At 71.8% G+C, this 25,749-nt stretch carries 21 protein-coding genes; 12 read left to right on the top strand and 9 right to left on the bottom strand.

The genetic code is table 11. The features are described 5' to 3' along the window. Positions 1-18 precede the first annotated feature (18 nt). Complete coding sequence (locus NI17_RS19340; protein ID WP_084012610.1) at positions 19-525, top strand: hypothetical protein; 507 nt, start codon at positions 19-21, stop codon at positions 523-525. Continuing rightward, positions 522-1,664 carry an FAD-dependent monooxygenase gene (locus NI17_RS19335; protein WP_119268172.1) on the top strand — a complete coding sequence of 381 codons (1,143 nt, stop codon included), beginning with the start codon at positions 522-524 and terminating at the stop codon, positions 1,662-1,664. The genes NI17_RS19340 and NI17_RS19335 overlap by 4 nt, the downstream gene beginning before the upstream one ends. Positions 1,665-1,899: 235 nt before the next feature. Here NI17_RS19335 and NI17_RS19330 read toward each other — a convergent pair whose 3' ends face one another. Then, positions 1,900-2,346 carry a carboxymuconolactone decarboxylase family protein gene (locus tag NI17_RS19330; protein ID WP_068691486.1) on the bottom strand — a complete coding sequence of 149 codons (447 nt, stop codon included), beginning with the start codon at positions 2,344-2,346 and terminating at the stop codon, positions 1,900-1,902. A 784-nt stretch (positions 2,347-3,130) separates the two neighbouring features. Between NI17_RS19330 and NI17_RS19325 the strand changes: the two genes are divergently transcribed. The 9 genes from NI17_RS19325 to NI17_RS19285 all read left to right on the top strand — a co-directional run bounded on the left by NI17_RS19325 (position 3,131) and on the right by NI17_RS19285 (position 16,378). Then, a complete protein-coding gene (locus NI17_RS19325) occupies positions 3,131-4,666 on the top strand; it encodes an FAD-binding oxidoreductase (protein WP_170163097.1) in 1,536 nt (511 codons plus the stop codon). 218 nt (positions 4,667-4,884) lie between these two features. After that, the gene (locus tag NI17_RS19320) at positions 4,885-5,967 is read left to right on the top strand and encodes a phenylacetate--CoA ligase family protein (RefSeq protein ID WP_068691488.1); all 1,083 of its coding nucleotides are present in this window, start codon (positions 4,885-4,887) and stop codon (positions 5,965-5,967) included. Further along, positions 5,967-7,343, top strand: a complete 1,377-nt coding sequence (locus NI17_RS19315) for an aldehyde dehydrogenase family protein (RefSeq protein ID WP_068691490.1) — start codon at positions 5,967-5,969, stop codon at positions 7,341-7,343. The genes NI17_RS19320 and NI17_RS19315 overlap by 1 nt, the downstream gene beginning before the upstream one ends. A 139-nt stretch (positions 7,344-7,482) precedes the next feature. Beyond that, a complete protein-coding gene (locus NI17_RS19310) occupies positions 7,483-8,934 on the top strand; it encodes a 3-deoxy-7-phosphoheptulonate synthase (protein ID WP_068691492.1) in 1,452 nt (483 codons plus the stop codon). Positions 8,935-8,950: 16 nt separating this feature from the next. After that, positions 8,951-11,044: an aminodeoxychorismate synthase component I gene (gene pabB, locus NI17_RS19305; protein ID WP_119268173.1), complete on the top strand. Its 2,094-nt coding sequence runs from the start codon at positions 8,951-8,953 to the stop codon at positions 11,042-11,044. Between the two features lie 106 nt (positions 11,045-11,150). Next, positions 11,151-12,617: an AMP-binding protein gene (locus NI17_RS19300; RefSeq protein ID WP_068691494.1), complete on the top strand. Its 1,467-nt coding sequence runs from the start codon at positions 11,151-11,153 to the stop codon at positions 12,615-12,617. Positions 12,618-12,682: 65 nt separating this feature from the next. Continuing rightward, positions 12,683-14,281 carry a class I adenylate-forming enzyme family protein gene (locus tag NI17_RS19295; protein ID WP_068691496.1) on the top strand — a complete coding sequence of 533 codons (1,599 nt, stop codon included), beginning with the start codon at positions 12,683-12,685 and terminating at the stop codon, positions 14,279-14,281. 70 nt (positions 14,282-14,351) lie between these two features. Further along, the gene (locus NI17_RS19290; RefSeq protein WP_068691498.1) at positions 14,352-15,581 is read left to right on the top strand and encodes an FAD-dependent oxidoreductase; all 1,230 of its coding nucleotides are present in this window, start codon (positions 14,352-14,354) and stop codon (positions 15,579-15,581) included. A 2-nt stretch (positions 15,582-15,583) separates the two neighbouring features. Continuing rightward, the gene (locus tag NI17_RS19285; protein ID WP_068691500.1) at positions 15,584-16,378 is read left to right on the top strand and encodes an aminotransferase class IV; all 795 of its coding nucleotides are present in this window, start codon (positions 15,584-15,586) and stop codon (positions 16,376-16,378) included. A gap of 96 nt (positions 16,379-16,474) precedes the next feature. Here NI17_RS19285 and NI17_RS19280 read toward each other — a convergent pair whose 3' ends face one another. From NI17_RS19280 to NI17_RS24745, 6 genes are all read right to left on the bottom strand, one after another. Next, positions 16,475-18,499 (bottom strand): CocE/NonD family hydrolase, encoded by a 2,025-nt coding sequence (locus NI17_RS19280; RefSeq protein ID WP_068691502.1) that lies wholly within the window; start codon positions 18,497-18,499, stop codon positions 16,475-16,477. Positions 18,500-18,539: 40 nt separating this feature from the next. Next, a complete protein-coding gene (locus tag NI17_RS19275) occupies positions 18,540-19,811 on the bottom strand; it encodes an ATP-grasp domain-containing protein (RefSeq protein ID WP_119268174.1) in 1,272 nt (423 codons plus the stop codon). A gap of 178 nt (positions 19,812-19,989) precedes the next feature. Then, on the bottom strand, positions 19,990-20,643 hold the full coding sequence (locus tag NI17_RS19270; protein ID WP_068691504.1) for a LysE family translocator: 654 nt from the start codon (positions 20,641-20,643) through the stop codon (positions 19,990-19,992). Between the two features lie 233 nt (positions 20,644-20,876). Beyond that, positions 20,877-21,311 (bottom strand): NUDIX hydrolase, encoded by a 435-nt coding sequence (locus tag NI17_RS19265; RefSeq protein ID WP_068691505.1) that lies wholly within the window; start codon positions 21,309-21,311, stop codon positions 20,877-20,879. Positions 21,312-21,416: 105 nt separating this feature from the next. Then, positions 21,417-22,181 (bottom strand): IclR family transcriptional regulator, encoded by a 765-nt coding sequence (locus NI17_RS19260; RefSeq protein WP_243597548.1) that lies wholly within the window; start codon positions 22,179-22,181, stop codon positions 21,417-21,419. An 83-nt stretch (positions 22,182-22,264) separates the two neighbouring features. Beyond that, positions 22,265-22,729, bottom strand: a complete 465-nt coding sequence (locus NI17_RS24745) for a hypothetical protein (protein WP_084012612.1) — start codon at positions 22,727-22,729, stop codon at positions 22,265-22,267. 749 nt (positions 22,730-23,478) lie between these two features. Between NI17_RS24745 and NI17_RS24555 the strand changes: the two genes are divergently transcribed. Beyond that, positions 23,479-23,604 carry a hypothetical protein gene (locus NI17_RS24555; RefSeq protein ID WP_324609962.1) on the top strand — a complete coding sequence of 42 codons (126 nt, stop codon included), beginning with the start codon at positions 23,479-23,481 and terminating at the stop codon, positions 23,602-23,604. Between the two features lie 371 nt (positions 23,605-23,975). Here NI17_RS24555 and NI17_RS19250 read toward each other — a convergent pair whose 3' ends face one another. Both NI17_RS19250 and NI17_RS19245 read right to left on the bottom strand, forming a co-directional pair. Then, complete coding sequence (locus NI17_RS19250; RefSeq protein ID WP_234401935.1) at positions 23,976-25,229, bottom strand: RNA polymerase sigma factor; 1,254 nt, start codon at positions 25,227-25,229, stop codon at positions 23,976-23,978. Continuing rightward, a complete protein-coding gene (locus tag NI17_RS19245) occupies positions 25,226-25,648 on the bottom strand; it encodes a YciI family protein (protein WP_068691507.1) in 423 nt (140 codons plus the stop codon). The genes NI17_RS19250 and NI17_RS19245 overlap by 4 nt, the downstream gene beginning before the upstream one ends. Positions 25,649-25,749 lie beyond the last annotated feature (101 nt).

Raw genomic sequence — 25,749 nt, 5'->3', positions numbered from 1 at the left:
TGCTCCCGACGCGGACCGGTGGAGTTCGCCGATCCGGTCACCAGGCGGCTGGTCGAGCACACCGGCTCCACGACCGAGTTCCTGGAGCAGCGGACCGGGCACCCCCTGGCGGTGCGGGTGCTCCGGCAGGACCGGTGCCCCGCCCCGAGTGTCTGCCGGAGTGTCGCCGACATCCTCCGCCTGGACCGGGACGCGCAGGTCGTCGTCCGCCACTCCGAGCTCGCGGCGCCGGACGGCGCACCGGTCTCGCGGAACATCGTCGTGGCCGGTGCCGCGGCCGACCCCCGGCTGGCCGCGGCCCTGGCGGACCTCTCCCGGCCGCTGGGGCGGACCCTGGCGCCGTACGCGGCGGACTACGAGCGGGAACTCGTGGCGTCCGGCCGCTCCCCGTGGCACCGGGGGACCGAGGCCCAGCGCGCCGGCACGGGGAGGGCGGTCTGGCGCGGCTACGTCATCCGCTCCGGCGGAGCACCGGTGCTCTACGTCGAGGAACGCTTCGATCCCCGTCTGGTCGACGCCTCATGAGCGGGCTCGTCGTCGTCGGAGCGGGGCCTGTCGGGCTCACCGCGGGGCTCGCCGCGGCGAGCCGCGGCATGGCGGTCACCGTGCTGGAGGCGGAGCCCTCGACACGCGTCCGCCCCGGCAGCAGAGCCGTCTTCGTCCACCAGGCCTCCCTGCGGACGTTCGAACGGCTCAGGCCGGGCCTGGGACGGGAACTGGCCGCCGACGGCCTGGTCTGGAGCACCAAGCGGACGCTGTGGGCGGGCAGACAGGTCTACGCCCGCACCTACGGCAGGCGGACGGCCTCCGACCTCCCGCCGTTCACCAGCCTTCCGCAGACGCTGCTGGAGGACCGGCTGCGCCGCGCCTACGAGGAGGCTGGGGGCCGGATCGCCTGGAGCACCCCTGTCACGGGGGTCGACCCGTGGCCGGACGGCGTCCGGGTGCGGGTGGCGGGCGGCGGCGAGACACGCGCCGCCCACGTGATTGCCGCCGACGGCCCTCGGTCGGCGGTGCGCAGGTCCCTCGGCACACCCCTCACCGGCACGACGTCGGGGACCGACTTCGTCGTCGTGGACGTCGCCGACGCGGCGCGCCCGCTGCCTCCCGAGCGGGTGTTCCACTACCGGCACCCGGGCGTCGGCGGACGCAACGTGCTCCTGGTCCCGTTCCGGGGAGGATGGCGCGTCGACCTCCAGTGCGCCGACGAGAAGGAGGCGGCCGACTTCGCGGACGACACCGCCGGATGGGTGGCGGGCGTACTCCCCGGACACGAGGTCACGTGGGTGTCCCGGTACCGCTTCCACCAGCGGGTCGCGGAGAGGTTCGTCGACGACCACCACCGGGTGCTCCTCGCCGGAGAGGCCGCCCACCTGTTTCCCCCCTTCGGAGCCCGGGGGATGAACTCGGGGATCGTCGACGCCGTCGCGGCGGTGGACGCCGTGGCCGACGGCGACGTCGGCTCCTACGACAGGGACCGGCGGGCCGCCGCGTGGCAGAACTGCCGGGCCGCCGGGGCGGCGTGCGCGCACCTGCTGGCCCGTACGCGAGCGGACCGGCTGCGCCAGAGGGGAGCCGCGCTGCTCGCCCCGTTCTGGGAACCGGCGGGGCGGTGGCTCGACTCGGCGCCGTTCGGCCCCCCGCTGCGGAAGGTCCGGTACTGACTGAACCCTGGTGACGGGGTTCACGTGCGGCCGCGTGACCGGGGCGCCTCCCCACCCGCTGCCGACCGGGGCGGGCCGTGCCGGGCGCCTGGCGGGAACGCCTCGTCTTCTCCCCGGTCCTCCAGGGAGAAGCCGCCACCCACCACAGAACCGGACCAGCGGACCCCGGTGAGGGGACGACCGGGGGAGTTCCTCCCGGCCGTCCCCTCCGACCGGGACGAGATCGGGTGCCGCCTCAGCGCTTGGGCGGCTTCATCTCCGTGCTGACCCCGAGACGGTTGTACAGGTTGATCAGCCCGATCGCCATGAGCAACGCGGCGGTCTCCTTCTCGGAGAAGTGCTTGGCGACCTCGGCGTAGACGCCGTCCGACACACCGTGCTCGCCGAGCCTGGTCACCTCGTCGACAAGGGCCAGAGCCGCGCGCTCGGAGTCGGTGAAGTGGTCGCCGGCCTCCCGCCACGCCCCGACGAGGAGAAGGCGCTGCACCGACTCACCCGATTTCATCGCTGTGTGCGCGTGCAGGTCGACGCAGAAAGCGCACCCGTTCAGAAACGAGGCGCGGAGCTTGACCAGTTCGTAGAGCTCCTGGTCGAGGACCCCTTCGAGGATCCCGTTGATTTCGGCGAGTTTCGCGTACGCGTCGGGAAGCTGCTTCGCGGCTTGAACCCGATTGCCGGCCATAAAGCTGTCTCCTCCACACGGCTCCGGTGCCATGACATTCCAAGGAAAAGACGATAACGGCTGGAACGGGAGCAGGGAATGGCAAGGGACTGCTATGTTCCACGCCACTTTCCCAGCCCGTGTTCCGCGCGGGACCCCGGTGACGGACACGGCGTCCGCCAGGCCGGGAGCGGAGGCCGGCGACGTCGGAGCCACGGGGACCGACGGCGCTCCGGCCGTGCTCCCCGCCGCACCGGTGCTCCGGGGGAGGGAGTCGGAGGGCCGCAGGACCACGGGGATGGCAATGTTCAGCCCTTCCCCGGATGGCAGGGACCAGCCAGCGAATTGCCATTTATATCGGGCATTCCGGTGGATACGCTTCCCGTGTTTGCCCGATTGTGAATCCCGAGGCGGAGTGCTGCCTTTCCGGATTCGGTGAGTGGTTGGAGGTGGCCGTCCTGTCGTCCTCCGGAGGCTGACATCCCCGCCGACCCGCGCTTCTGCGGTTCGGAGTAACTCCGCGGTCCCCGCGGAAAAAGGGGATGTTTTCCTTCCGGTGGCCTGCCGGACACCTTTTCCGCTGACGGTACGGGAACTCTTTTGTGAATTGTTCGAAGGACGTCCGACCGGAGGAGAGGAAGGAGCCGGATGCGAACGGGACACCGCCCCGCCACCCCGGTGTGCTCGGCCGATCCCGGGAACGCGGCCGCCGGTGCCGCCGCAACCCGAGGAAGCCCGCGGTGACGCGGCCCCCGACCCTCCCCGGCACCCCTCCGTTTCCGACAACCCAGGCAAAGGGCTAGTTGTGGCTATCGACAGAAGAAGTCTCCTGCGTATCGGTGCCGCCGTCGCCGCAGCCTCCGTGACCGGGGGAGCGGGCGCGTCGGCGGCCGCCCCCGCGTTCGCCCACGGCGGAGGCCGCCGCGGCAAGTGGGACAGGCTGCGCCGCCACGTCCGCGGCGACGTCGTCCTGCCCGGTGACCCCTCCTACGACCAGGCGATCCAGCTCCAGGTCGCCGAGTACGACAGGATCCGCCCCGCCGCCGTCCTCTACTGCGAGAACGAGCACGACGTCCGCACGGGCATCCTGTTCGCCCAGGACCACGGGTTGAGGACGGCGGCCCGGAGCGGCGGGCACAGCAACGCCGGATACTCCACGACCGAGGGCCTCGTCATCGACGTGTCCCGGATGAAGGGGGTGTCGGTGGGTGCGACGTGTTCGAGGATCGAGACGGGCCTGCAGGCCGTCGACGCACTGGACGCGCTGACTCCCCACGGCATCGCGCTGCCCAACGGCACCTGCCCGACCGTGGCCGCCGCGGGCTTCGTCACCGGCGGCGGCACGGGTCCCTTCAGCCGGAAGCACGGGGTCGCCTCGGACAACATCCGGGCCGCGCGGGTGGTCCTCGCCGACGGCCGGACCGTCGTCTGCAACGAGTACCGCCGCCCCGACCTGCTCTGGGCCGTACGCGGTGGCGGCGGGGGCAACTTCGGCATCATCACCCAGTACACCCTCGACCAGGTCCCGATCACCAGGATGTGCCAGTACCGGCTCGTGTGGCACTGGAACGACGCGGTCCACCTGATCACGGGCCTGCAGGAGTGGATCACCGACCTGCCCGAGGAGATCGCCGCCGACCTGCTGGTCATCGCCCCGACCACGCCCGGGGCGGCGCCGCTGGTGCAGCTCGTGGGCACCTCCCTGGGGAGCCTGGACACCCTCGACACCGAACTCGACCGGCTCGTCGGCCTCACGGGCCGGCAGCCGACGGAGCGCTCCGCGGTCGACCTGCCCTACCGCGACGCGATGATGCGCGTGTGGGGATGCTCCGAGATCACGGTCGAGCAGTGCCACCGGACCGGCTCCACCCCGGAGGGGACCCTCCCCAGGGACGCCTTCCGGCTCACCCGCTCCCGGCTCGTCGACGACCCGATTCCCGAGACCGGCGTCGAGGACATCCTGGGAGCGTTCGAGAACGGGCGCGCCGCAGGCCAGATCCGCGTCATGTCGCTGCGCGTCATGGGCGGACAGGTCAACTCCACCGATCCCCGGGACACCGCGTTCTTCCACCGGACCGCCGCGTTCAACATCTCCTTCACCTTCGGCCTCACCAGTACGGACGCCTCCGAGGAGGAGAAGCAGACGGTGCTCGGGCACCTCCACGACGGGTTCGAGGTGTTCGACTCCTACGCGAACGGCCACACGCTCCAGAACTTCACCGACCCCTACCTGGAGAACTGGCGGGAGGCCTACTACGGGGACAACCGCCACCGGCTCCACCGGATCAAGAAGAAGTACGACCCCCACGGCTTCTTCGACTTCGAGCAGTCCGTCTCCTGACCCGGCAGCGGCCCGGAGACAGCCCCGACCTCTCCCCGACCGGTCCGGCGCACGGCCGCCGCGTGCCCGTGCGCCGGACACCCCGCGCCGACCGCCGGGACCTCTCCGAGGAGCGGTCGGCTCCCCGACCCCGGAACCGGGACCCCGCCGGACCGGCGCCGCCGGCCGGGGCCGGAACGCGGGCACACAGCGACGACGCAGTGAATGCGGAGGTGGACATGGAAAACCTGTTGAACGGGATATCCGCGGAGGAGGCCGCCAAGGACCCGGACGGCTACATGCGTGAGGTCCTGAGATGGCACTTCTCCCCCGAGACCGGGTCCCCCTTCTGGCTCGAACGAGCCGCGAAACTGGGATTCGACCCGATCGCCGACGTCGAGCGGATCGGCGACCTGCGCCGCTTCCCCGATCTCAGTGACGACCTGCGCACCGTGGCGGCGGAGGACCTGATCCCGGCGGGCGCCCGAGGCGACACCTTCGAGGTGTTCGAGTCGGGCGGCACGACGGGTGCGCCCAAGCGCGTGGTGGACAGCGCCTCCCGCAGCCAGAACGTCCTCTGGGTCAGCGCGGTGCTGCGGGAGCACGGCTTCCCCGACCGGGGGGACTGGCTGCACGTCGGCCCCACCGGCCCCCACGTCGTCGGCCGCACCGTCAAACACCTGGCCGCGGAGCGCGGCGCCCTGTGCTTCACCGTCGACTTCGACCCGCGCTGGGTCAAGCGGCTGCTCGCCGCGGGCCGGACCGACCTCGCCAACGAGTACCGCGAATACCTCCTCGACCAGGTGGAGTTGATCGTCAGCTCACAGGACATCCGGGTGCTCTTCATCACCCCGCCGGTCCTGGAGGCCCTCTGCACCCGGACGTCGCTGTACGAGCGGGTCGCCGAGCGCCTGCTCGGGCTGCTGTGGGCGGGGACGAGCGTCAGCGCGGAGACCCTGTGGCAGATCGAGAACACCTTCTTCCCCGACGCGGCCGTGGCCGCCATCTACGGAAACACCCTGATGGGGATCGCGCCGCAGCGCCCGCGGGCGGAGGGGGACACCCACCACTGCGTGTTCACGCCCTTCTTCCCCCAGTCCGTCGTGGAGGTCGTCGACCCCGAGACCCGGGACCAGGTCGGCCACGGGGAGCGCGGCAGGGTGCTCATGCACCTGCTCAGCAGGGACATGTTCCTCCCCAACGTCCTGGAGCGCGACATGGCCACCCGGGTCGAGCCCGGCGCGGGAACGGTGGACGGCCTCGCCGACATCGCCCCCTACCAGGACGGGTCCGGAACAAAGGTCATCGAGGGAGTCTACTGATGGCAGAACCGACGGCAGCGGTCCGGATCAACCCCATCGTCTGCGGAGAGACGGTTCCCAGCAGGGACCGGACCCGGCTGGACGGCGTCGACGGCACCCCGCTCGCCGAGATCGGCACGGCGCCCCGACTCCTGGCGCAGGCCGCCGTCAACCGGATGCGCCGCTCCTCCGGCGGCGGGGCACCGGACCCCGACGTCTTCGCCGAGGCCGGTCGGCTCTTCGCGGCGGCGGAACTGGACGGAGAGACCCCCGAGGACTACCGGCGCCGGGTCAGCGCCGCGACGGGCGCACCGATCGGCGTCATCGACCGGGCGAGTGAGGGGATCAGGGACAGCCTCGGCCGGACCGACCGGCTGAACCGCGCGGAACTCCCCCAGCCGTTCGCCGTGCCCGGGTTCGAGACGCGCTGGGTGCCCCGGGGGTCCCTGCTGGCCGCCATCGTGCCCAACAACCACCCCGAACCCAACGTCTCGTGGGTGCGTGCGCTCTCCCTCGGCTACAGCGTGCTCGTCCGGCCGGGCAGCCGCGACCCGTTCACCCCGCGTCGGCTCATGGCGGCGCTGCTCACCGCCGGACTGCCCCCGGAGAAGGCGAGTCTTCTGCCGGGAAGCCACGAGCTGGGGGAGCACCTGCTCACCCAGACCGACCTGGGACTGTTCTACGGCGGGCCGGGCGCGGTGGAGCGTTGGCGGACCCGCGGCGACGTGCTGGTGCGGGGTCCCGGACGCAGCAAGGCACTGGTCGACGCGCCGGTGACCGAGGACCTCGTCGACGACCTCGTGGACTGGATCGCCGACGACGGCGGGGTCCGGTGCAACAACATCTCGGCGGTACTGGTCAACGGCGACCACACCGCGCTCGCCGACCAGTTGGCGGAGAGCCTCGCGAAGCTGCCGCTGCTTGCCCCGACCGACCCGGAGGCGGTGCTTCCCGCGATCAACCGGGACGACGCCGACGCGATGCGCGAGTATCTGCGGAACCTGACGGAGGGCGCGGTCGACCACTCCGGTCACCACTACGCGGACGGGCCGGTGACCGAGACCGCCGACGGCAACGTCCTGATGAGGCCCCTCGTCGTGTCCACCGACGATCCGTCTCATCCCCTGGTCGGCACGGAGCTGCCGTTCCCGTTCGTCGTGGTGGCGCCCTGGAGGGAGGAGGACGGCATCGCTCCGCTGCGTGACTCGCTGGTGGTGAGCGTGCTCAGCGAGCGGGAAGACCTCGCCGAGGCGCTGGTTCTGGAGCCGAGCGTGCGCAAGGTCGTGGTGGGACGCACCCGCCCGTGGACATCCCTGCCCGAACTACCGCACGACGGCAGCCTCGCCGGCTTCCTGATGGAGCCGAAGGCGGTCGTGAACGCCGTGGCCTCCGCCTGAATCCGCCACCGGGAAGGAAGGACGGCCGCTTCGTGGACCGCTCCGCGGTCACCGGTCCCGGGAGCCGGGGCGCCCGGCTCCCGAGACCGTACCGGCGTCCGGAACCGAAGAGCCCTCCTCTGGATAGGAGCACCGATCCATGTACACGGCAGCATCACCGACCGCCGCGATACTCCCCGGTCGGCGCAGCGAGTCCCTCGTCTGGCGCCGGGACGACTGGCGGCGACTTCCGATCAGGCAGCAGCCCTCGTGGCCGGACACCGCGGCCCTGGACGCGGTCCGGAACCGCCTGGCGACCCTGCCCCCGTTGACCTCGGTCGCCGACGTCCGCCGTCTGGAGGTGTCCCTGGCCAAGGCCGCGTCCGGCCGGGCGTTCCTGCTCCAGGCGGGCGACTGCGCCGAACCCATGGACGCCTCGGGAGCCGCCGCGGTCCGGGGCAAGAACCGACTGATCGGGGCCATGGCCGAGGCGATCAGCGACCGTACCGGTCTGCCGACGGTGACCGTCGGCCGGATCGGCGGACAGTTCGCCAAACCCCGCTCCCGGCCGACGGAGACCGTCGACGGTCGCGAACTGGTGGCCTTCCGCGGCGAGATGGTGAACGACCCGCGCGCCGACGAGCGGTTGCGGACCCCCGACCCCAGCCGCCTCCTGGGGGCCTACCGCGCGTCCAAAGCCGTGCTGAACGAGCTGTACATCATCGCCCACGAGACGGCGGTGCGCAGGTTGCCGGACGCGTGGCCGGCCCCGTTCACCACCGGCCACGTCGACGAGGCCGGGCTGGTGCGGTCGTGGGACGGGTCCCTCCGCTCCATCCTCGGCGACTACGGGGAGACCCGCCGCTCTCCGAGCGGCGGATGGGCGCACACGGGGCTGTGGACCAGCCACGAGGCGCTGATCCTCGACTACGAGGAGCCGCTGGTCCGCCGGGACCCCCAGACCGGGGAGTGGTTCCTGCTGTCCACCCACATGCCGTGGATCGGGGACCGCACCCGCCGACTCGGCGAGGCGCACGTGGCGTTCCACGCGGGCATCGCCAACCCCGTCGGCTGCAAGATCGGTCCGAGCACCACTCCCGACGAGGTCGTCGGGCTCTGCGAGGCCCTGAACCCCACCCGGAAACCGGGGCGGCTCACCCTGATCTCACGGATGGGAGCCGACGCGGTCCACGACCGGCTGCCCGGGCTGGTCCGGGCGGTCCGGGCCGCCGAACACCCCGTGGTGTGGGTGTGCGACCCGATGCACGGAAACACCGAGAGGCTGCCCGACGGCCGCAAGACCCGCCGGGTGGCGCGGATCGCCGCCGAGATCAGGGGCTTCTTCGAGGTCCTGCGCGACGTCGGCGAGCGGCCGGGCGGTCTGCACCTGGAGGTGGCGGACGGGGACAGCGCCGAGTGCGTCGGTGAGGGCGGTCCGATGAGCGCGGAGGAGATCGGTGACGGCTACCGGACCCTGTGCGACCCGCGGTTGAACGAGAAGCAGTCGATCATGATCGCCGACCTGACGGGCCGACTGCTCGCCCGGGGAGGAGACGGCGGTTCGGAACAGCCGGTACCGGCAGCGGACGAAGCGGTGTGGACACGGCCGTAGAGAAGAGAGCTTCGCGATGAGAACCCTCCTGATCGACAACTACGACTCCTACACCTACAACCTGTTCCAGATGATCGCCGAGGTCAACGGCGAGGAGCCGACCGTCGTCACCAACGACGCCTCCGACACCGACCTCGACTTCGACAGGTTCGACAGCATCGTCGTCTCACCCGGCCCGGGACACCCCGAGCGCCCCCGGGACTTCGGTGTCTCCGCGGCGGTGATCGCCAGGGCCTCCGTTCCGGTGCTGGGGGTCTGCCTCGGCCACCAGGGCATCGCCGCCAGTGAGGGAGCGGCCGTGCTCCCCGCCAAGGAGGCCCGGCACGGCTACCTGACCCGGGTCACCCACACGGGGGAGGGACTGTTCGAGGGCATCCCCCAGGAGTTCACCGCGGTCCGGTACCACTCGCTCGCCGTCGCCGAACCGCTGCCCGAATCGCTGGAGGCGGTCGCCTGGGCCGAGGACGGCACCCTGATGGCGCTCAGGCACCGGACCCGGCCCCTCTGGGGCGTGCAGTTCCACCCCGAGTCCATCGAGACGGACCACGGCCACCGCCTGCTGGAGAACTTCCGCAGGCTCGCCGCCGCTCACAACACGGTCTCCGGCCGCCGCGGCGGGAGCGGGACGGCCGGGACGGAGCGGCCGGGGAGGACAACGGAGCACACCCAGTTGCACGTCCGGGTGGTCGAGGCGGCCGTCGACACGCAGGCGCTGTTCTCCCGCCTGTACGCCGACTCCCCGGAGCCGTCCTTCTGGCTGGACAGCGCCCGGATCGAACCCGGCTGGTCCAGGTTCTCCTTCCTCGGCGACACCGCCGGACCGTTGGCGGAGACCGTCCGGTACCGCGTCGAGGACCAGGAGGTGGAGGTCACCCGGACCGGGGAGGCGCCTCGCCGGGTCCTCGGGACCGTCTTCGACTACCTCGGGCGGGAGCTCGCACGGCGCCGCGTGGACAACACCGAGCTCCCGTTCGATTTCACCTGCGGGTACGTGGGGTACTTCGGCTACGAGACGAAGGCGGACTGCGGATCCCCGAACCGGCACCGGTCACCGGCGCCGGACGCCGTGTGGCTGTTCGCGGACCGGTTCGTCGCGGTCGACCACCAGGAGGACGCCACCTATCTCGTCGCTATGAGCGACGGGACCGCCGACAGCGTCGCCCAGGCCGTCGACTGGCTGGAGAAGACCGCCTCCGTGGTGCAGTTCCTGATCCGGTCCGCACCGGAGCCGCGGCCCGCCGCGGACGGCGCCGCGGCTCCGGTGGACGTCGAGGCCCATCTCACGGTCGGCCGGGACCGCTACGTCGCGGACATCGGCGTGTGCCAGAGCAAACTCCTGGAGGGGGAGAGCTACGAGATCTGCCTGACCAACTCGGTGTGGCTGCCCGCCGTCGAGGACGGCTACCAGTTCTACACCCGCCTGCGCGCGGTCAACCCGGCGCCCTACGGCGCCTACCTGCGCCTCGGGGAGGAGCTGGAGGTGGCCTGCTCCTCGCCCGAGCGGTTCCTGTCCATCACCCGCGACGGCGGTGTGGAGACCAAGCCCATCAAGGGCACCGCCCCCCGAGGAGCCACCCCGGAGGAGGACGCGCGGCTGAGGGACTCGCTCACGTCGAGCGCCAAGACGCGCGCGGAGAACCTGATGATCGTGGACCTCCTCCGCAACGACCTGGGACGCGTGTGCGAGGTGGGCAGCGTCCACGTCCCCCGCCTCATGGCCACCGAGTCCTACACCACCGTCCACCAGTTGGTCTCGACGATCCGGGGGCGGCTGCGCACGGAGACCGACGCGGTCGACTGCGTCCGCGCCTGCTTCCCCGGCGGGTCCATGACGGGGGCGCCCAAGCTCCGGACCATGGAGATCATCGACGAGCTGGAGACCGAGGCGCGCGGAGTCTACTCCGGCTCCATCGGCTACCTCTCCTGCAACGGGGCGGCCGACCTCAACATCGTCATCCGCACGGCCGTGCGGATCGGGGACCGCTGGCGGATCGGCGCGGGCGGCGCGATCGTCCTCGACTCCGACCCACAGGAGGAGTACGAGGAGATGCTGCTCAAGGCCAACGCCCCCCTGCGGGCCTACCGGACCTCAGAGGCGGTGCGCCGATGAGCCCGCGCGGGAACCGGAGCGGTGCTTCCTCCCTCCGGTGCGCGGTGCCGCACGGCCCGTCCCCGACCGAACCGTCCCCCGCGGCCCACACGAGAGGAGAACCACGGTGAACGTCTCCGCGGACCTGGAGGCCCGTGCGCGCCGTTGGTGGTCGCGTCCGGCCTTCCTGGAGGGAGACCACGTCTGGACCCACGGCGAGGTGCACGACCTGGCGGCCCGAGCGGCCACCGTGCTGGCGGGCCGGGGGGTGGCCGCGGGAACCCGGGTGCTCCTGGCCCTCCCCGACGGGATCGCCTGGGCCGTCGCCTTCCTCGCGACCGCGCGGCTCGGAGCGACCGCGGTCCTGACCAACCCCGCCCTGCCGAAGGGCGACCACGAGTTCATCGTGGCCGACGCGCGGGTCACCCACGTCGTGGCGGGGGAGGAGACCGCCGAGCGGTTCACCGGTGTCACGGTGCTGCGCGGCGCGGAACTGGTCGACGCGGCACGGCGCGACAGTCCCGGCCCCGCACTCGACGTCAGCGGGGACACCCCGCTGTACGTCCAGTACACCTCCGGAACCACGGGGCGGCCGAAGGGCGCGGTCCACCGGCACAGCGACCCCTCCTTCTACCACGCGGCGTTCGGCGAGCCGCGGCTGGGCCTGCGGCCCGAGGACGTCACCCTCTCCATCTCCAAGCTCTTCTTCGCCTACGGGTTCGGCAACGCCTTCGTCTTCCCCCTGTTCTCGGGCGGATCGGCGGTGCTCACCCCCGAACGCCCCAAACCCGCGCTGGTGGCCGAACTGGTGGAGCGGCACGGCGTCTCCGTCCTGTACGGGGTGCCGTCCGCCTACGGAAACCTGGCCGCCGAGACCGACCCGTCCGCCTTCGCGAGCCTCAGAGCGGCCGTCTCGGCGGGTGAGAAGCTCACCCTTCCCTTCCACGAGCGGTTCACCGGGTTCCTGGGCGTCCCCGTCCTCGACCAGTTGGGATCGACCGAGGCCGGACACGCCATGTGCGCCAACGGGATCGACTCCGACACGCCGGGGACGATCGGCAGGCCCGTCCGGGGATTCGAACTCCAGGTGCGCGACAAGGCCGGCAACCGGGTCCGCGACGGCGAGGAGGGCGAACTGTGGGCGCGCGGCCCGAGCGTGATGGCCGAGTACCTGAACCGCCCCGAGGAAACCGCGAAGACCCTGGTCGACGGCTGGCTGGCCACCCGGGACCGGGCGGTGCGCAACCCGGATGGGACCTACACCCACCTGGGGCGTACGGACGACCTGGAGATGGTCGGCGGGATCACCGTCTCCCCGCTGGAGATCGAGCACGTCCTGGGCGCCCACCCAGGCGTGAAGGAGGTGGCCGTCGCCTGCGTCACCGACGGGCGGGGCGCGAGCAGACTCCGCGCGTTCGTCGTCCCCGAACCGTCGTCGCCCTCCCCCGAGACACTCGCCACCGAACTGATCAGCCGGGCCAGAGCCGAACTCGCCGCGTTCAAGGTGCCCCGGAGCGTCGAGGTGGTCGCCGCGCTTCCGCGTACCGCGACCGGGAAGATCCAGCGCTTCCGGGTCCGCCAGGGCACGTGGTGACAGGTACCGGCCCCCGGACTTCCCCTCCCCCTCCCCGACGAGACGACTACCGGACTAGGACCGACATGCTGCAGAGAATCCTCCCCGAACGCGCCTTCTTCCTCGGCCTGCTCTTCGAGAGGGCGGCGGCCCGCCACGGCGGCGTCCCCGTCACCCTGGACAGGCCGCTCGACACCTTCCCCGAGCGCGGGACCGACCTGAACTACGTGGACCTCGCCGACATCATCGACGACCTCGCGGCCCGCCTCTGGGAGGCGGGAGTCCGCCCCACGGAGAGGATCGCGGTCTACAAGGGCGCGAACTTCGACATATCCCTGACCGTGTGCGCCGCCGCCCGGATCGGCGCCGTCCCGGTTCCGCTGTCCCCCGCGCTGGGCGGGGAGATCGTCGACGAACTCCTGCGGCGGCTGGACCGCCCCTGGCTGGTCACCGACGCGGACAAGCTCGACGGGGACCTGCGGGGCGTGGCCGTGTCCGAGCTGACCTCGGGCGTGCTCCTCGCCGGGACGAGGGCACACGCCTCCGGCCGCTCCCTGACCGACCTGGACGCCGCCCCCCGCCGCCCCCCGGTGCGGCTGCACCCGAGCCAGCCGGCGCTCATCACCCACACCTCCGGGACGACCGGCGTCTCCAAGCTCATGGTGCACACCGCGCAGACCCTCTTCCACCGACTGCTGCCCCAGCAGGCCATCGCCTGGCCGGTGCGCGGGCGGGAGCGGGTGGCGCTGTGCATGTCCTTCGTCCACTCCCGCTTCTTCCACTCCCTGGGAGTGTTCGTCAACTACGGCAACCCGATGGACATCCTGGTCGACCCCGAACCCGACTCCGTCGGACCGATCTTCACCCGCACCCGGCCCGGACTGGTCGAGACCCATCCCAACAACTTCATCCAGTGGGAGGACCTGGTCGACGCCCCCGGGGCGCCCCTCGCCAGCGTCCGCTACTACAGCACCACCTTCGACGCCATCCACCCGCGCACCATCCAGCGGCTGCTGGGCGCCTCCCGCCGGAAGAACCCGCTGATGGTGCAGCTCTACGGGCAGAGTGAGACCGGTCCGATCTCGGGATGGTGGTACACGTCCAAGAGCGCGCAGACCACGGACGGCCGCTGCGTCGGAATCCCCCTCCCCGGCTTCATCAGGGTCCGGGTCGTCGGATCGGACGGCAGGCCCGTGCGCAGAGGACGCACCGGCCACCTGGAGGTGCGCAGCCGCGGCCGGGTGCTCACCTACCTCGGGGAGGACGAGCGCTACCGGGGCCAGCTCAACGGTTCCTGGTGGCGCCTGGGCGACATGGGCTACCTCAACCGGTGGGGGATGCTCTTCCTGACCGACCGCGACATCGACCAGATCGACAGCGTCGACAGCAACCTCGAACTGGAGGACGTGCTGCTGTCCCGGCTGGACGAGCTGCTGGAGGTCGTGATCGTCGCCTCCCCCTCCGGTGAGCCCGTCCCCGTCGTGGCCACCCGTCGGGACGCGCCCCTCGACACGGAGCGCTGGAAGGAGGCCGTCCACGGTCTGCCGCCCCTGGCCGAGCCGGTCCAGGTGCGGTTCACCGACCTGCCGCGCACGTCGACGTGGAAGATCCAGCGGGTCCAGATCCGCAGGATGTTCGAGGAGGGGACCCTTCCCGTCATCGACCGGGAGACGGTGGCCGGTTGACCGCGGTCCGGGAGGGAGGGGCCGTCCTCCCTCCCGGACCCCACCGGAGGGCCGCGTGAGAAAGGCAGACATGAACACTGGGTTGGATAGTGCAGGGCGCCGTCCCGTCCTGGTCGTCGGGGCGGGGCCGGTGGGGCTCACGGCGGCGCTGGCGCTGCGGAGCTCGGGACTGCCGGTCACCGTGCTGGAAGCCGAGTCCGAGGACCGGGTCCGTCCCGGGAGCAGAGCGCTCTTCCTCCACCGGGAGTCGTTGCAGCTTCTCGGACGCATCCGCCCGGAGGTGGCGAGGAGCATCGCCGACCACGGGGTGGTCTGGTCGACCAGACGCACCCTGTACCGGGGACGGGAGGTCTTCTGCCGGACCTATCCGCCGCCGCCCGAGGGGAGCGTGCCTCCCTTCACCAGTCTCCGCCAGGTGGAGACCGAGCGGCACCTGATGCGCGAGTGCCGCGCCGCGGGGGTGGAGTTCGCCTGGGACTCCGAGGTCGTGGAGGTCGAGACCACGCCCGAGGAGGTGCGACTGAGGACCGCGGCGGGCGCGGAGTGGCGGGCCGACTACGTGGTCGCCGCCGACGGTGCCCGGTCGGGGGTCCGCCGCTCCCTCGGGATCGAGCTCAGGGGGGAGCGGTCCAACGCCTTCCACGTCGTGGTGGACGTCGAGGAGGACGCGGCGGATCCGCTTCCGCTGGAGCGCGTCTTCCACTACGAGCATCCCGGCCTCGGCGGACGAAGCGTGATGAGGGTGCCGTTCGCGGGCGGCTTCCAACTCGACCTCCAGTGCAAGGACGACGACGATCCCGACGAGTACGCGAGCGAGGACGCGGTCCGCCGGTGGATGGCGCGCGTGGTCCCCGCCAGGTACGCCGACCGCCTGCTGTGGGTGTCCCGGTACCGGTTCCTCAAGGTGGTCGCCGAGGCGTTCACCGACCGGAACCGGCGGGTGCTGCTGGTCGGCGAGTCCTGCCACCTCTTCCCGCCGTTCGGAGCCCGCGGGCTGAACAGCGGGATCGCCGACGCGGTGGCCGCGGCCTCGGCGGTCACCGAGGCACTCGAACAGCCCGGCACCCGGGAGACCGCCGTCGACCGCTTCGCGCACCAGCGCCGTGAGGCGGCGGTCTTCAACAGCAGGGCGGCCGGTGTGGCACTGGACCACCTGCGGCCCAGAAGCCGCACACGCCGACTCGGGCAGTCGGTGGCGGCCCGGCTGGCCCCCCTGGTCCCGGCGTGCGGCGCCTGGCTGGAGTACGCGCCCTACGGCCCCCGCACCGGGGCCGCCACCAACCCGGGCGGACGGTACTGACCATGGCGCCGCACATCGCGCTCTCCCGGCGCCTGTCCTGGTCCCCCGACACGGGCCTGCGGGAGGAGAAGGACCACGGGCTGCCCGTCGTCGCCGCCGACTCCTGGCTCGTGGCGGACGGCGAGGTCCGGGCCATCGAACGGCACCGGTCCCGGTTCGGCCGGGCATGCGCCGAGCGGGGCGGACTCGACCGGCGGACCCTTGACGGGTTCTGGGCGGACATGGTCGCCGCGCTGCCCCGGCAGGGCGACTGGTTTCCCCGGGTCGAGCTGACCGGCGGGGAGCGGCCCCGCCTGGACCTGCTCCTCCGCCCGGCGCCGACCCGCGGCACCCGCGTCCGTGTCCTGTGCTGGGACGGCGCCGACCCGCGCGAGCACCCCCGGGTGAAGGGGCCGGACCTGTCGGCGCTGGCGGAGGTGCGTGAGCAGGCGATCCGGGGCGGAGCCGACGACGCGCTGCTGACCACGGAAAGCGGTGTGCTGACCGAGTCGACGACCAGTGCGCTGCTGTGGTGGGAGGGGGACGACCTCTGTGTCCCGTCCCCCGACCTGGACGTCCTGCCCAGCGTCACCGCCGGGCTGCTCGTCGAGCACGCCCACGACCTCGGGGTCGCGGTCCGCCCCCGGAACGCGACCCCGTCCCGACTGCACGGATGCGAGACCTGGCTGGTGAACGCGCTCCACGGGATCCGCGTGGTGACCGAGTGGGTCGGAAGCCCGGTGCGTCCGGGAGCCGAGCGGCGGGCACAGCGGTGGCGCGCCCATCTGGACGCCCTGCGGAGGCCGCTGCCCTGGTGAACGAGGCCGATCGGGGAGACGCGAGCGGCCGGAGGGCGTCGGGCGGTCGGCCGGGGGAACTCCCCCGGCCGACCGCGCCCGGACCCGCGGGGCGGCTCAGACGTGGTCGCGGGGCAGCCGTTCGTTCCACTGGCGGGAGAACACCCGGTGCTCGCCCTCGTAGCCGTCGAGTGTCGCGTACACCAGGAACTCCGTCTCCGTGCAGCTCAGCGCGGTGTGGGTCACGGTCCGCGTCTTCCAGTCGCCGCGGCGGAACTCCATCGTCCACGTCGTCTCGCCGCGCGCCGACGTGAAGTCGTCGGCCACCGACTCGTAGCACTCCTCGGCGCGGCGGCTCACGTCGAGGTTGACCGCCTCGTAGCGCACCGTTCCGGTGTCCTTGACGATCTCCAGCGCCGACCGGTAGTCGACCAGGTCACGTGAGACCCGCCACCGCTGCTCGGCCGGGCGCAGCCGGGTGGTCGACAACGGCGGCGCGCCCTCGGGCGGGCCGAACGGGTCCTTCACCACCTCGTCGGACTCGCTGGTCGGACGGACCGGAAGCGTCAGCGTGCTGGACCCCGTGTACACGGTCAGCAGCACGGGCCGCGGCGGCGGCCAGGCCAGCGGCCAGTACGAGGTGGACAGCGACAGCCGGATGCGGTGCCCCGGCGGGAACGCCTGCGCCACACCGTTGAGCCGCACCGTGGCCCGGTACCGCCTCCCCGGAACGAACGGCTCCGGGTCGTCGCGGCCGTCCATCCGGGTGAGGTTGAGCAGCCCGTAGCTGACCCGGGTGGCGCTGCCGTCGGGCGCCACGTCCGACAGTCGCGCGGCCACCATCGCGACGGGTTCGCTCACCGACAACTCCAGTTCGACGGTTGGCGCGCCGAGGATCTCCACCCGCTCGGTGAGCACCCCGCTGTCGAACACCAGGGAGCCGCCGTCCTCCTCCCGCTGGTCGTAGGGCAGGTCGGGCGGAGCGCTGTAGGAGGCCCACTTGCCCGCGAACTGGCCCACCGACAGCGGCGAGCGCACGGTCAGCCCGGTCTCGGTCACCGTCTCCCCGGGCGCGGCGAGACGGTTCCCGCCCAGCGGGAAGGTCGTCGGAGTGATGTGCGGGGACGGCCAGGTCGGCTCGCCCACCCAGCGGCCGGGACGCTCCTCGTAGGAGGTGGACGGCGGCACGCTCTCCTGCATCCAGGCGCGCAGTACGGGGCCGTCCATCACCCCGTTGTCGACGTCCTTGAGCCAGTGGTCCCACCAGCGCACCACCTCCTGGAGGTAGCCGATCGCCGGGCCGGGCTGCCCCAGGTGCGGGAACTTGTGCGACCACGGGCCGATCAGCCCCTTGCGCGGCACGTCCAGGTTCTCCAGCAGCCGCGTCACCGCGTTGGAGTAGCCGTCGGCCCAGCCGCTGGAGGCCAGCACCGGGCAGCGCACCGCCGAGTAGTCCTCGCAGACCGAGGCGTGCCGCCAGTAGTCGTCGCGCCGCTGGTGACGCAGCCACTCCAGGACCCAGGGGCGGCTGTGCTCCAGACGCTCCAGCCACATGTCCCGCCAGCGGTCGCCCACCAGTTCGGGGTCGGGCGGACAGGTGGCGTAGGCGAACATGGTGCCCGCCTCGGCCAGGTTGTCCGACAGCAGGCAGCCGCCCATGTAGTGCATGTCGTCGGCGTAGCGGTCGTCGGTGAACGACGCGATGGCGATCGCGCGCAGGCTGGGCGGGCGGCGCGCGGCGACCTGCAACGCGGTGAAGGCGCCCCAGGAGATGCCCATCATCCCGGTCCGCCCCGTGCACCACGGCTGGACGGCGATCCAGGCGAGCACGTCCTCGATGTCGCGCTGCTCCCGTTCCAGGTACTCGTCGACCAGCACGCCCTCCGACTCCCCGGTGCCGCGCAGGTCCACCCGCACGCACGCGTAGCCGTGCCCGGCGATGTAGGGGTGGTGGACGGAGTCGCGCACGGAGGTGAGGTCGCGTTTGCGGTAGGGGATGGCCTCCAGCACCGCCGGGACCGGGTCGTCGTCGGAGGAGGTCGGCCGCCAGATCCGGGCCGACAGGTGGATACCGTCGGACATCGGTATCCGGACGTGCTCCTCCTCCCTGATGTCGTGGGGCAGGGTGGTGACCGTGCGCATGGGCGGGCCTCTCCTCCTCTCCGGGCGGGGAACCGGTCGGTCAGTCGAACTCGTAGGGCAGCGACGCCACACAGCGGTCGTACTTGGCCCGCAGCTCCTCCTCGCTGTCCGCGCCGACGAAGACGTGGGTGAGTTCGTAGCTGTAGCTGTCCTGCCCGACCAGGTCGGACAGCCGCCGCCCCTCCTGGGCGACCGGGTCGACCTTCACCCCGGGGAGGTCCTGCTCCAGTCGCTCGATCTCCTCCCGGGTGGGGGCGCGCCGCACCACGCCGTCGGCGAACCGCCGGTGGTACCACTTGGCGGCCAGACGGTAGGGGCCCCTGCGGTGTGGCAGGTCCGGGTCGCGGCCCAGCCCGAGGCTGACCATGCAGTGGTGGTTGGGCGCGCCGTCGACGTAGTCGAACAGTTCGGCGTGCGACTGCGAGTGCCGCGGGTTGATCTCCAGCAGGTTGACCTCGTCGGTCTCGGGGTCGTAGAAGAACTCGATGCTGAAGGTCGCGTTGTCCAGTCCGACCTGCCCGATCACCCGCTCGGCGATGTCGTCGAACCGCCGCAGCACATGCTCGGGCAGCCGCGAGGGGTACTGGTGGCGCAGGAAGACCGAGGAGTCGGGGTAGTTGACGGAGTCCAGCGCCCCGTACACGGTGATGTCGCCGTTGTACACGTAGCCCTCGACCGCGGCCTGCACTCCCGTGAGCGCCTCCTCGGCCAGACAGGCCCGACCGCCCGCGTCGGCGATCTCCGGGGGCAGGTCGAGTTGGTCGAGGATGTACTCGAAGGGCTCGCCGACGCGGGAGATCCCCTCGCGGATCTCCTCGACCGCGGCGTGGAACTCCTCCTCGTCGGCCACGTGGAAGGCCAGTTCCGAGGAGAACGACTTGACCGGTTTGAGCCACATCGGGAACCGCAGCCCCCCGGGAGGACGCGGGTCGTCGTCGAGGTCGACGAGCGCGAAGTTGGGCAGTTCGTCGATCACCTTCCGCTGTTCCAGACGGCTCCAGTACTTGTGCTCGCATTTGACCACCGACTCCAGGCTCGGGCCGTGCAGCCCGTAGCGGGCGCACAGGATCGGCACGATCGTGCTCACCGGGAAGTCCCAGTAGCCGACGACCGCGTCGACGCTTCCTCCGAAGGAGTCCAGGGTCTTCTGGGCCTTGGCGAGCAGGTCGGCGACGGGGATCGTCGCGCCCTCCTGCAACTCCGCCCTGTCCAGCAGGGGATGGATCCGGTACTCCGCCAGATTCGGCAGGTGCCGGAGTGTGTCCAGGTTGGTCTCGTCCAGCCCGATCACGAAGATGTTTGCCTGACCCACCGCTGTCCCTTCCACTCTCTGCTCCGCTGCCCGTCGTCGCTACCCACGGGTACGCCGGGCAACCGTCACGGGTTCGAGCGGGGCCGCCGGCACTCCCCCGTGAGGGGCCGAACGCCCCGCTCCGAGAGGGGCTGCGACCAGGGGCGGGGCGGGACGGAACCGTCCTGAGCCTCCCCGGTCAGCGCGGGCTGAACGCCACCCGCCCCGCGAGCGCGATCAGCACGGTCCCGGTGACCGCTTCGAGGCGGCGGCGGACCACCGGACGGCGGAACCACGCGCCGACGTGTGCCACACCCGCGGCCAGACCCAGGTAGAGCGCGGTCTCCACGGCGACCTGGAGCAGCGCCAGGAGCGCGGTCGTCCGCAGCAGCGGCTGGTCGGGTGAGACGAACTGCGGATAGAAGGCGAACATGAACACCGCGGCCTTCGGGTTGGCCAGTTGCACGGCCAGGGCCTCGCCGAACGCTCTGGCGGCCGATCCGCGGGGCTGCGGGGAGCCCGGCACGGCGGAGTCGGCCGTACCGCCGTCCTCGCCCCCGGAGCGAAACACCGCGATCCACGAGCGCACCCCCAGGTAGACCAGGAAGGCCGCCCCCGCGACCCGCAGCACCAGGTAGGCGGTCTCCGAGGTCGCCACCAGCGCGGCCAGCCCCGCCCCGGCGGCCAGCGCCCACAGGTAGATGCCCAGTTCCAGTCCCAGCACCGTCGCCACGGTCGGCCGGAACCCCCGGAGCGCGGCCCGCCGGAAGATCAGCGCCATGGCCGGTCCCGGAGACGCCGAGATCAACACGACGGCGAGCAGGAAAGCCGGAAGGACTGCGAGGAGATCCATATGCGGAGCATTCCACGGAAGCTGCTTCCCGCCCAGTGGTTTCCCGACGGCGACAGCGCTCCGGAAAATCGGTCGGCTCGCGGAAGGACCTCCCGTAGGGTCTGCGGCGGACGGTCGTCGACGTGCGCACGACCGTCGTGCCCTCCGTGCTGCCCGACCCGTTTCCGCTCAGCGCCGCGGTGAGCGGGCGGTGGGGTACTGGTCCTCCTTTTTTGGCCCCGGAACCGGGAGCGCTACTCCCACAGCCGACCCAGCAGGGCGCCCTGGCCCGACTGGAGGACGTGCCCGTGCTCCAACGGGATCCAGAAGCACTCCAGTTCGGTGGGCGGGCGCGTACCGTCGTGGTGCTCGCGGCTGCGCCAGCGGCGGGGCGCATCGCCGTCCAGCGCGAGGTGGAAGACGTGGCGGTGCTGGACCTCGAACCGGTACGGGGTGATGTCGTAGGTGGTCTTCCCGAGCCTGCGGACCAGGCGGAACCCGTCGAGTCCGGTCTCCTCCCGCGCCTCACGCAGTGCGGCGTCCTCGGGGGACTCGCCCGCGCGGACGGTACCGGCGGGCACCTGGACACCGACCTCCTCGGGGCTGTGGCCGAGGTGTCGGAACACCAGGAGTTCGCCGCCGCGGACGATGTAGCAGAGGGCCTTGTCCACAGCGGTTCTGACGGTCACGGAAGGTTCTCCTCTGCGCTGCTTCGCGGTGGCGTTGCCACCAGCGGTCGTTCTCCGTGTGCCGGGCCCCGGTGTCAGGGGCGGCACCGGTCCACCGGGCAGGTCCTAGCTCCGCCAGGTGCTCAGCGAGCGCGAGATCTCCGCCGCACCGGCGACCACCTGCTCACGGATGAAGTCGGCGCGTTTCTCGTCGATCCGGAAGTGCGGACCGGCGACCGCCACCGAGGCGATCACCTTGTCGGCGACCGTGATCGGCGCCGCCACCGCCCAGACCCCCTCGTCCACCTCCGACGCGCTGATCGCCCACCCCCGCGAGACGATGTCGGGAATCTCCGCGAGAACCATGTTGCGCTCCGACAGCGGCGGGATCGGTTCGAGACGGTCGAAGTAGCGCGACGCCCAGTCCTCCCCCATGGCCGCCAGCAGGACCTTGGGGCCCGCCCCCCGGTGCAGGCTCATGGCCTGGCCGGGAGCGAACGAGAGGCGGATGGCGTGCTCGGTCTGGCTGATCTCCACACAGGTCGCGTAGTCGCCCACGCGCCGGATCACCAGCGCGGTCTCACCGGTGACCTCCGAGAGCTGCTCGACCAGCGGACGCAGGACCTTCGGAATCCGCAGGGCCTGCTCGACGCTTCGGGACAGCAGGAGGATTCTCGGGGAGAGCGCGTAGGCGCCGCCGCCGTTCTCCTCCACCAGGTCCAGTTCCCGCAGCAGCGCGACGAACCGGCGGGCGGAAGAGACCGGGATGCCGGTGTCGTCGGCGATCTGCTCCACGCTGAGAGTCGGACGCTCCTCGGAGAACAGGAGCAGTATCTCCAGCACCCGTCTGGCGCTGTCCACGTCTGGGGTCGGCCCCCGACCTTCTGTCACGTGCTCCCGTCCTTCCCTCTCACGCGATGCCCGGAGCTGACGTCGGAGCCGGTCCGGAAACGAGTCCGGACCGGCTCCCGACATCAGGTTGGGAACGTTGCGACGAATCTGTTCCGCTCGATGATGTTGCCGCCGTACCCGGCGAGGAATTCTTCCCCCGAAAGTTCACCGGTAACGCGGGTGTCAAGCGCGTACATCCAGGAATGGTAGTGGCGGACGCCGTGCCCGGCAGGCGGTCGCGGCCCGGTGTAGGCACGCTCACCAATGCCGTTCGGCCCCGCCCGGCAGGCGGCCTCCTCCCGAAACCGCCGATCCTTCCGGTGGTCGGGGCGATACCGTGAACGGTCCGGTGGACACGGCCGCGGCCTCGGGTGTCGGGGGCGTGCACGGCCGGGGCGAGTTCCACCGTGCCTCCGGAATTGCGGAGACCTCCGGTTCGGGAACGGCGTTGCCGTGGTCCTCGGTACGGCGGTCCGGAATTCGCTTCTCCGGTCCGAAACGGCGCGCTCTGATGGCCGGGTCCCTGATTTTCGGCGGCATTCTGTCACTCCGGGTGAGAAATCGGAGGCGGTCCGCTGTCAAAGGAGAAGAAGGGAGGGAAAACCCCGACGCGTCTCTTTCCGACCACGGGGTGATCTCCTCCGCGACGTTGTCGGGCCTCTACGGGCACGCGGTGGTCGATGCCCGCCGTCCCGGCGGCGGGGAGGCCCTGCCGGAGCGGGGGAGCGGGCCGTGCGCCCACCACTGGCGCGGTGCGGAACGAGCCCCCAGGCGGAGGGACACCGACTCTCCCGCGAAATCCTCATCAGCCGACCGGATCGGCCTCCTCCGGACCGCCCCGACCGACACCGTGCGCCGGTCTCGTCGCTTCGCTCTCTCAGTCTCCACTCCTCGGTTCCGCCCCATCGAGCCAACCACTCAGAACCGGGTGGGACGCGGGCCGAGGGCACCCGGTCGACGCGTTCGGCCTCCCGGTCCTCATCAGGGTTCCCGATGTACTCGGCGCTTCCGGCACGGAAGAACGGTCAGCGAGGACGGAGCGACGACCTCCTGGAGCGCTGGGCCCTGCCGCGCGGCTACCGGGGCCGGCCTGTCCGAGCGTCGCTGACTCCGCTGGCCAGCGGTCAGATTCGCCGGCTCGCACAGGCGCCCTCGGGGCTCCTGTCAGGCGCGCTTTCCGGAAACCCCCGGAAAAGGCGCGGCGGCCGGGCGCCAATGGGACCGTCGGATCGTGGACACCCGTGGACCGGGGACCCACCACGACCCGCCCAGAGGGTGGACAGCAAGGAGTGAGCGCGTGGCCCGCCGCATCGACCACCTCAACGATCCGAACGCGCCGGAGGCCACGGGCATCGTGCCGCCGGTCAACGTCGCCGTACGCGATGGGGCGGCTGCTGCTGATCCGCCGCAGCGACAACGGTAACCGGGCACCGCCCGGCGGAGCCGTGGACCTCGGGGAGCGCCTGGCCGAGGCGGGGGTGCGAGACACCGGAGGAGACCGGGATCCGCTGCGAGACCACCGGGCTCGCCGGCGTCTACACCGACCCCGGCCACGTCATCCGCTGCACCGGCAACGACGAGGCCCGCCAGGAGTTCTCCACAGTGCTGGCCGCCCGGCCTCTCCGCGGTGAGCCGCCTCGAATGCGGAGTCCACCCGGGGCGCCTGGGTGGAACCGGACGAGACCGACCGGTACCGGATCCACCCGTCCATGCGCCCGCGCATCACCCGCGCGTTGGAGAACCGCGCCACACCCCGCATCGGCTGGAAGTCTCCGAAGGGTGCGGCACCGGTCCTCACAGCGCCTCGGCCTTCGCCCGCAGCACCGCGCGCTCGCGCTCGTTGGCCGCGAGCTCCGCCGCCACGAGCAGTTCGGAGCGTGCCTCCTCGGTGCGTCCCAGGCGGGCGAGCAGCTCACCGCGCACGCTCGGCAGCAGGTGCGAGCCCCGCAGCGCCCCCTTCTCGGTGAGTCGGTCGACGATCCGCAGGGCGTCCCCGGGGCCCGTCGCCATCGACACCGCGACCGCGCGGTTGAGTTCCACGACCGGGCTCGGCGCGATCCGGCCGAGCGCCTCGTAGAGGAGCACGATCCGCTGCCAGTCGGTCTCCTCGACGCTGGGCGCCACCGCGTGGCACTCGGCGATCGCCGCCTGCAGCCCGTACGGGCCCAGGCCCCGCCCCGTGGCGCCGGCCCTCTTCAGTGCCGCCCGGCCGCGGGCGATCTGCGCGTGGTCCCAGCGGGTGCGGTCCTGGTCGGCCAGCAGGACCGGCGAACCGTCGGATGCGATGCGTGCCGCGAACCGGGACGCCTGCAGCTCCATGAGCGCGAGGAGTCCGTGCACCTCGGCTTCCCGGGGGAGGAGGCCGGCGAGGACCCGCCCGAGCCGCAGCGCCTCGTTCGCGAGTTCCGTGCGGATCCAGCGGTCCCCCGACGTCGCCGCGTAGCCTTCGGTGAAGACCAGGTAGACGACGCCGAGGACCGCGCCGAGCCGCTCGCCCCACTCGTTCGGGTCCGGCGTCTCGAACCTCACGCGGGCGGCGGCGAGCGTCTTCTTCGCCCGCGTGACGCGCGCCTGGACCGTCGCGACCGGCACGAGCAGCATCCGGGCGATCTCCCTGGTCGTGAGACCTCCGACGGCCCGGAGCGTCAACGCGACCTGCGACTCCCGGGAGAGCGCCGGGTGGCACGCCGCGAACACCAGCCGCAGCACGTCGTCGTCGATCGGTTGCCACTCGTCCTCGGCCGCCTCGTCGAGGTCGCGCGCGATCGCCCGGTACCGCTCGTCGAGGCGTTCGCGCCGCCGCCACGCGTCGATCGCGCGGCGCTTGGCCACGGCCGTGAGCCAGGCGCCCGCGTTGCGCGGGACGCCCTGCTCCGGCCACGACTCCAGCGCCTCGACGACAGCCTCCTGCGCGAGGTCCTCGGCGAGGCCGACGTCGCCCGTCATCCTGGCGAGCACCGCGACCACGCGCGGGCCCTCGATGCGCCAGACGGCGTCGACCGTGCGCCGAAGATCCGTCGTCTCGGGATTCACCGCTGCCCCGGTCACTCGGTGCCGAGCTCCTTGCGCCATCCGGCTTCCTTCTTGACGTACTCGTTGTCGGCGTAGTCGGCGAAGTCCTCCGTGTCGGTCACGCGACGCACCTCCAGCTTGCTGCCCGGCCCGAGCGGGGCGCGCCTCGCCCACTCGGCCGCCTCTTCCCTGCTGGCGACCTGGATGATCCAGAACCCGTTGAACAGCTCGTGCGTCTCGCCGTACGGGCCGTCGGTGACGATCGGCTCCTCGGCGTCGAAGTCGACGACGAAGCCCTCCTCGGCATCGGACAGGCCCTCGCCCGCCAGCAGCACGCCCGCCTTCATCATCGACTCGTTGTAGGCGCCCATCGCGTTGATGATCTCCTCGAAGTCCACGTTCTTGGAGGCCTCGACCGCCGCGTCGGTGGTGCGCATGATGAGCATGTACTTCATCGCTGTCTCCCTGTTGTCGCCGGGGCCGCTGATCGCCCCTCTACCCTTGCGTCGAACGGGCGCGGGCGGAATCGACACCGGTTCAGGAATTTTGGAGCGGA

It is taken from the genome of Thermobifida halotolerans (assembly GCF_003574835.2).
In the GTDB taxonomy this organism is placed as follows: Bacteria; Actinomycetota; Actinomycetes; order Streptosporangiales; family Streptosporangiaceae; genus Thermobifida; species Thermobifida halotolerans.
This window is presented reverse-complemented; position numbering and strand designations above follow the sequence as displayed.

Coding starts and splice junctions, on each gene's coding strand:
- NI17_RS19335 (WP_119268172.1), top strand. CDS start 522: ATGAGCGGGCTCGTCGTCGTCGGAGCGGGGCCTGTCGGGCTCACCGCG.
- NI17_RS19330 (WP_068691486.1), bottom strand. CDS start 2,346: ATGGCCGGCAATCGGGTTCAAGCCGCGAAGCAGCTTCCCGACGCGTAC.
- NI17_RS19320 (WP_068691488.1), top strand. CDS start 4,885: ATGGAAAACCTGTTGAACGGGATATCCGCGGAGGAGGCCGCCAAGGAC.
- NI17_RS19315 (WP_068691490.1), top strand. CDS start 5,967: ATGGCAGAACCGACGGCAGCGGTCCGGATCAACCCCATCGTCTGCGGA.
- NI17_RS19310 (WP_068691492.1), top strand. CDS start 7,483: ATGTACACGGCAGCATCACCGACCGCCGCGATACTCCCCGGTCGGCGC.
- pabB (WP_119268173.1), top strand. CDS start 8,951: ATGAGAACCCTCCTGATCGACAACTACGACTCCTACACCTACAACCTG.
- NI17_RS19295 (WP_068691496.1), top strand. CDS start 12,683: ATGCTGCAGAGAATCCTCCCCGAACGCGCCTTCTTCCTCGGCCTGCTC.
- NI17_RS19290 (WP_068691498.1), top strand. CDS start 14,352: ATGAACACTGGGTTGGATAGTGCAGGGCGCCGTCCCGTCCTGGTCGTC.
- NI17_RS19285 (WP_068691500.1), top strand. CDS start 15,584: ATGGCGCCGCACATCGCGCTCTCCCGGCGCCTGTCCTGGTCCCCCGAC.
- NI17_RS19280 (WP_068691502.1), bottom strand. CDS start 18,499: ATGCGCACGGTCACCACCCTGCCCCACGACATCAGGGAGGAGGAGCAC.
- NI17_RS19270 (WP_068691504.1), bottom strand. CDS start 20,643: ATGGATCTCCTCGCAGTCCTTCCGGCTTTCCTGCTCGCCGTCGTGTTG.
- NI17_RS19245 (WP_068691507.1), bottom strand. CDS start 25,648: ATGAAGTACATGCTCATCATGCGCACCACCGACGCGGCGGTCGAGGCC.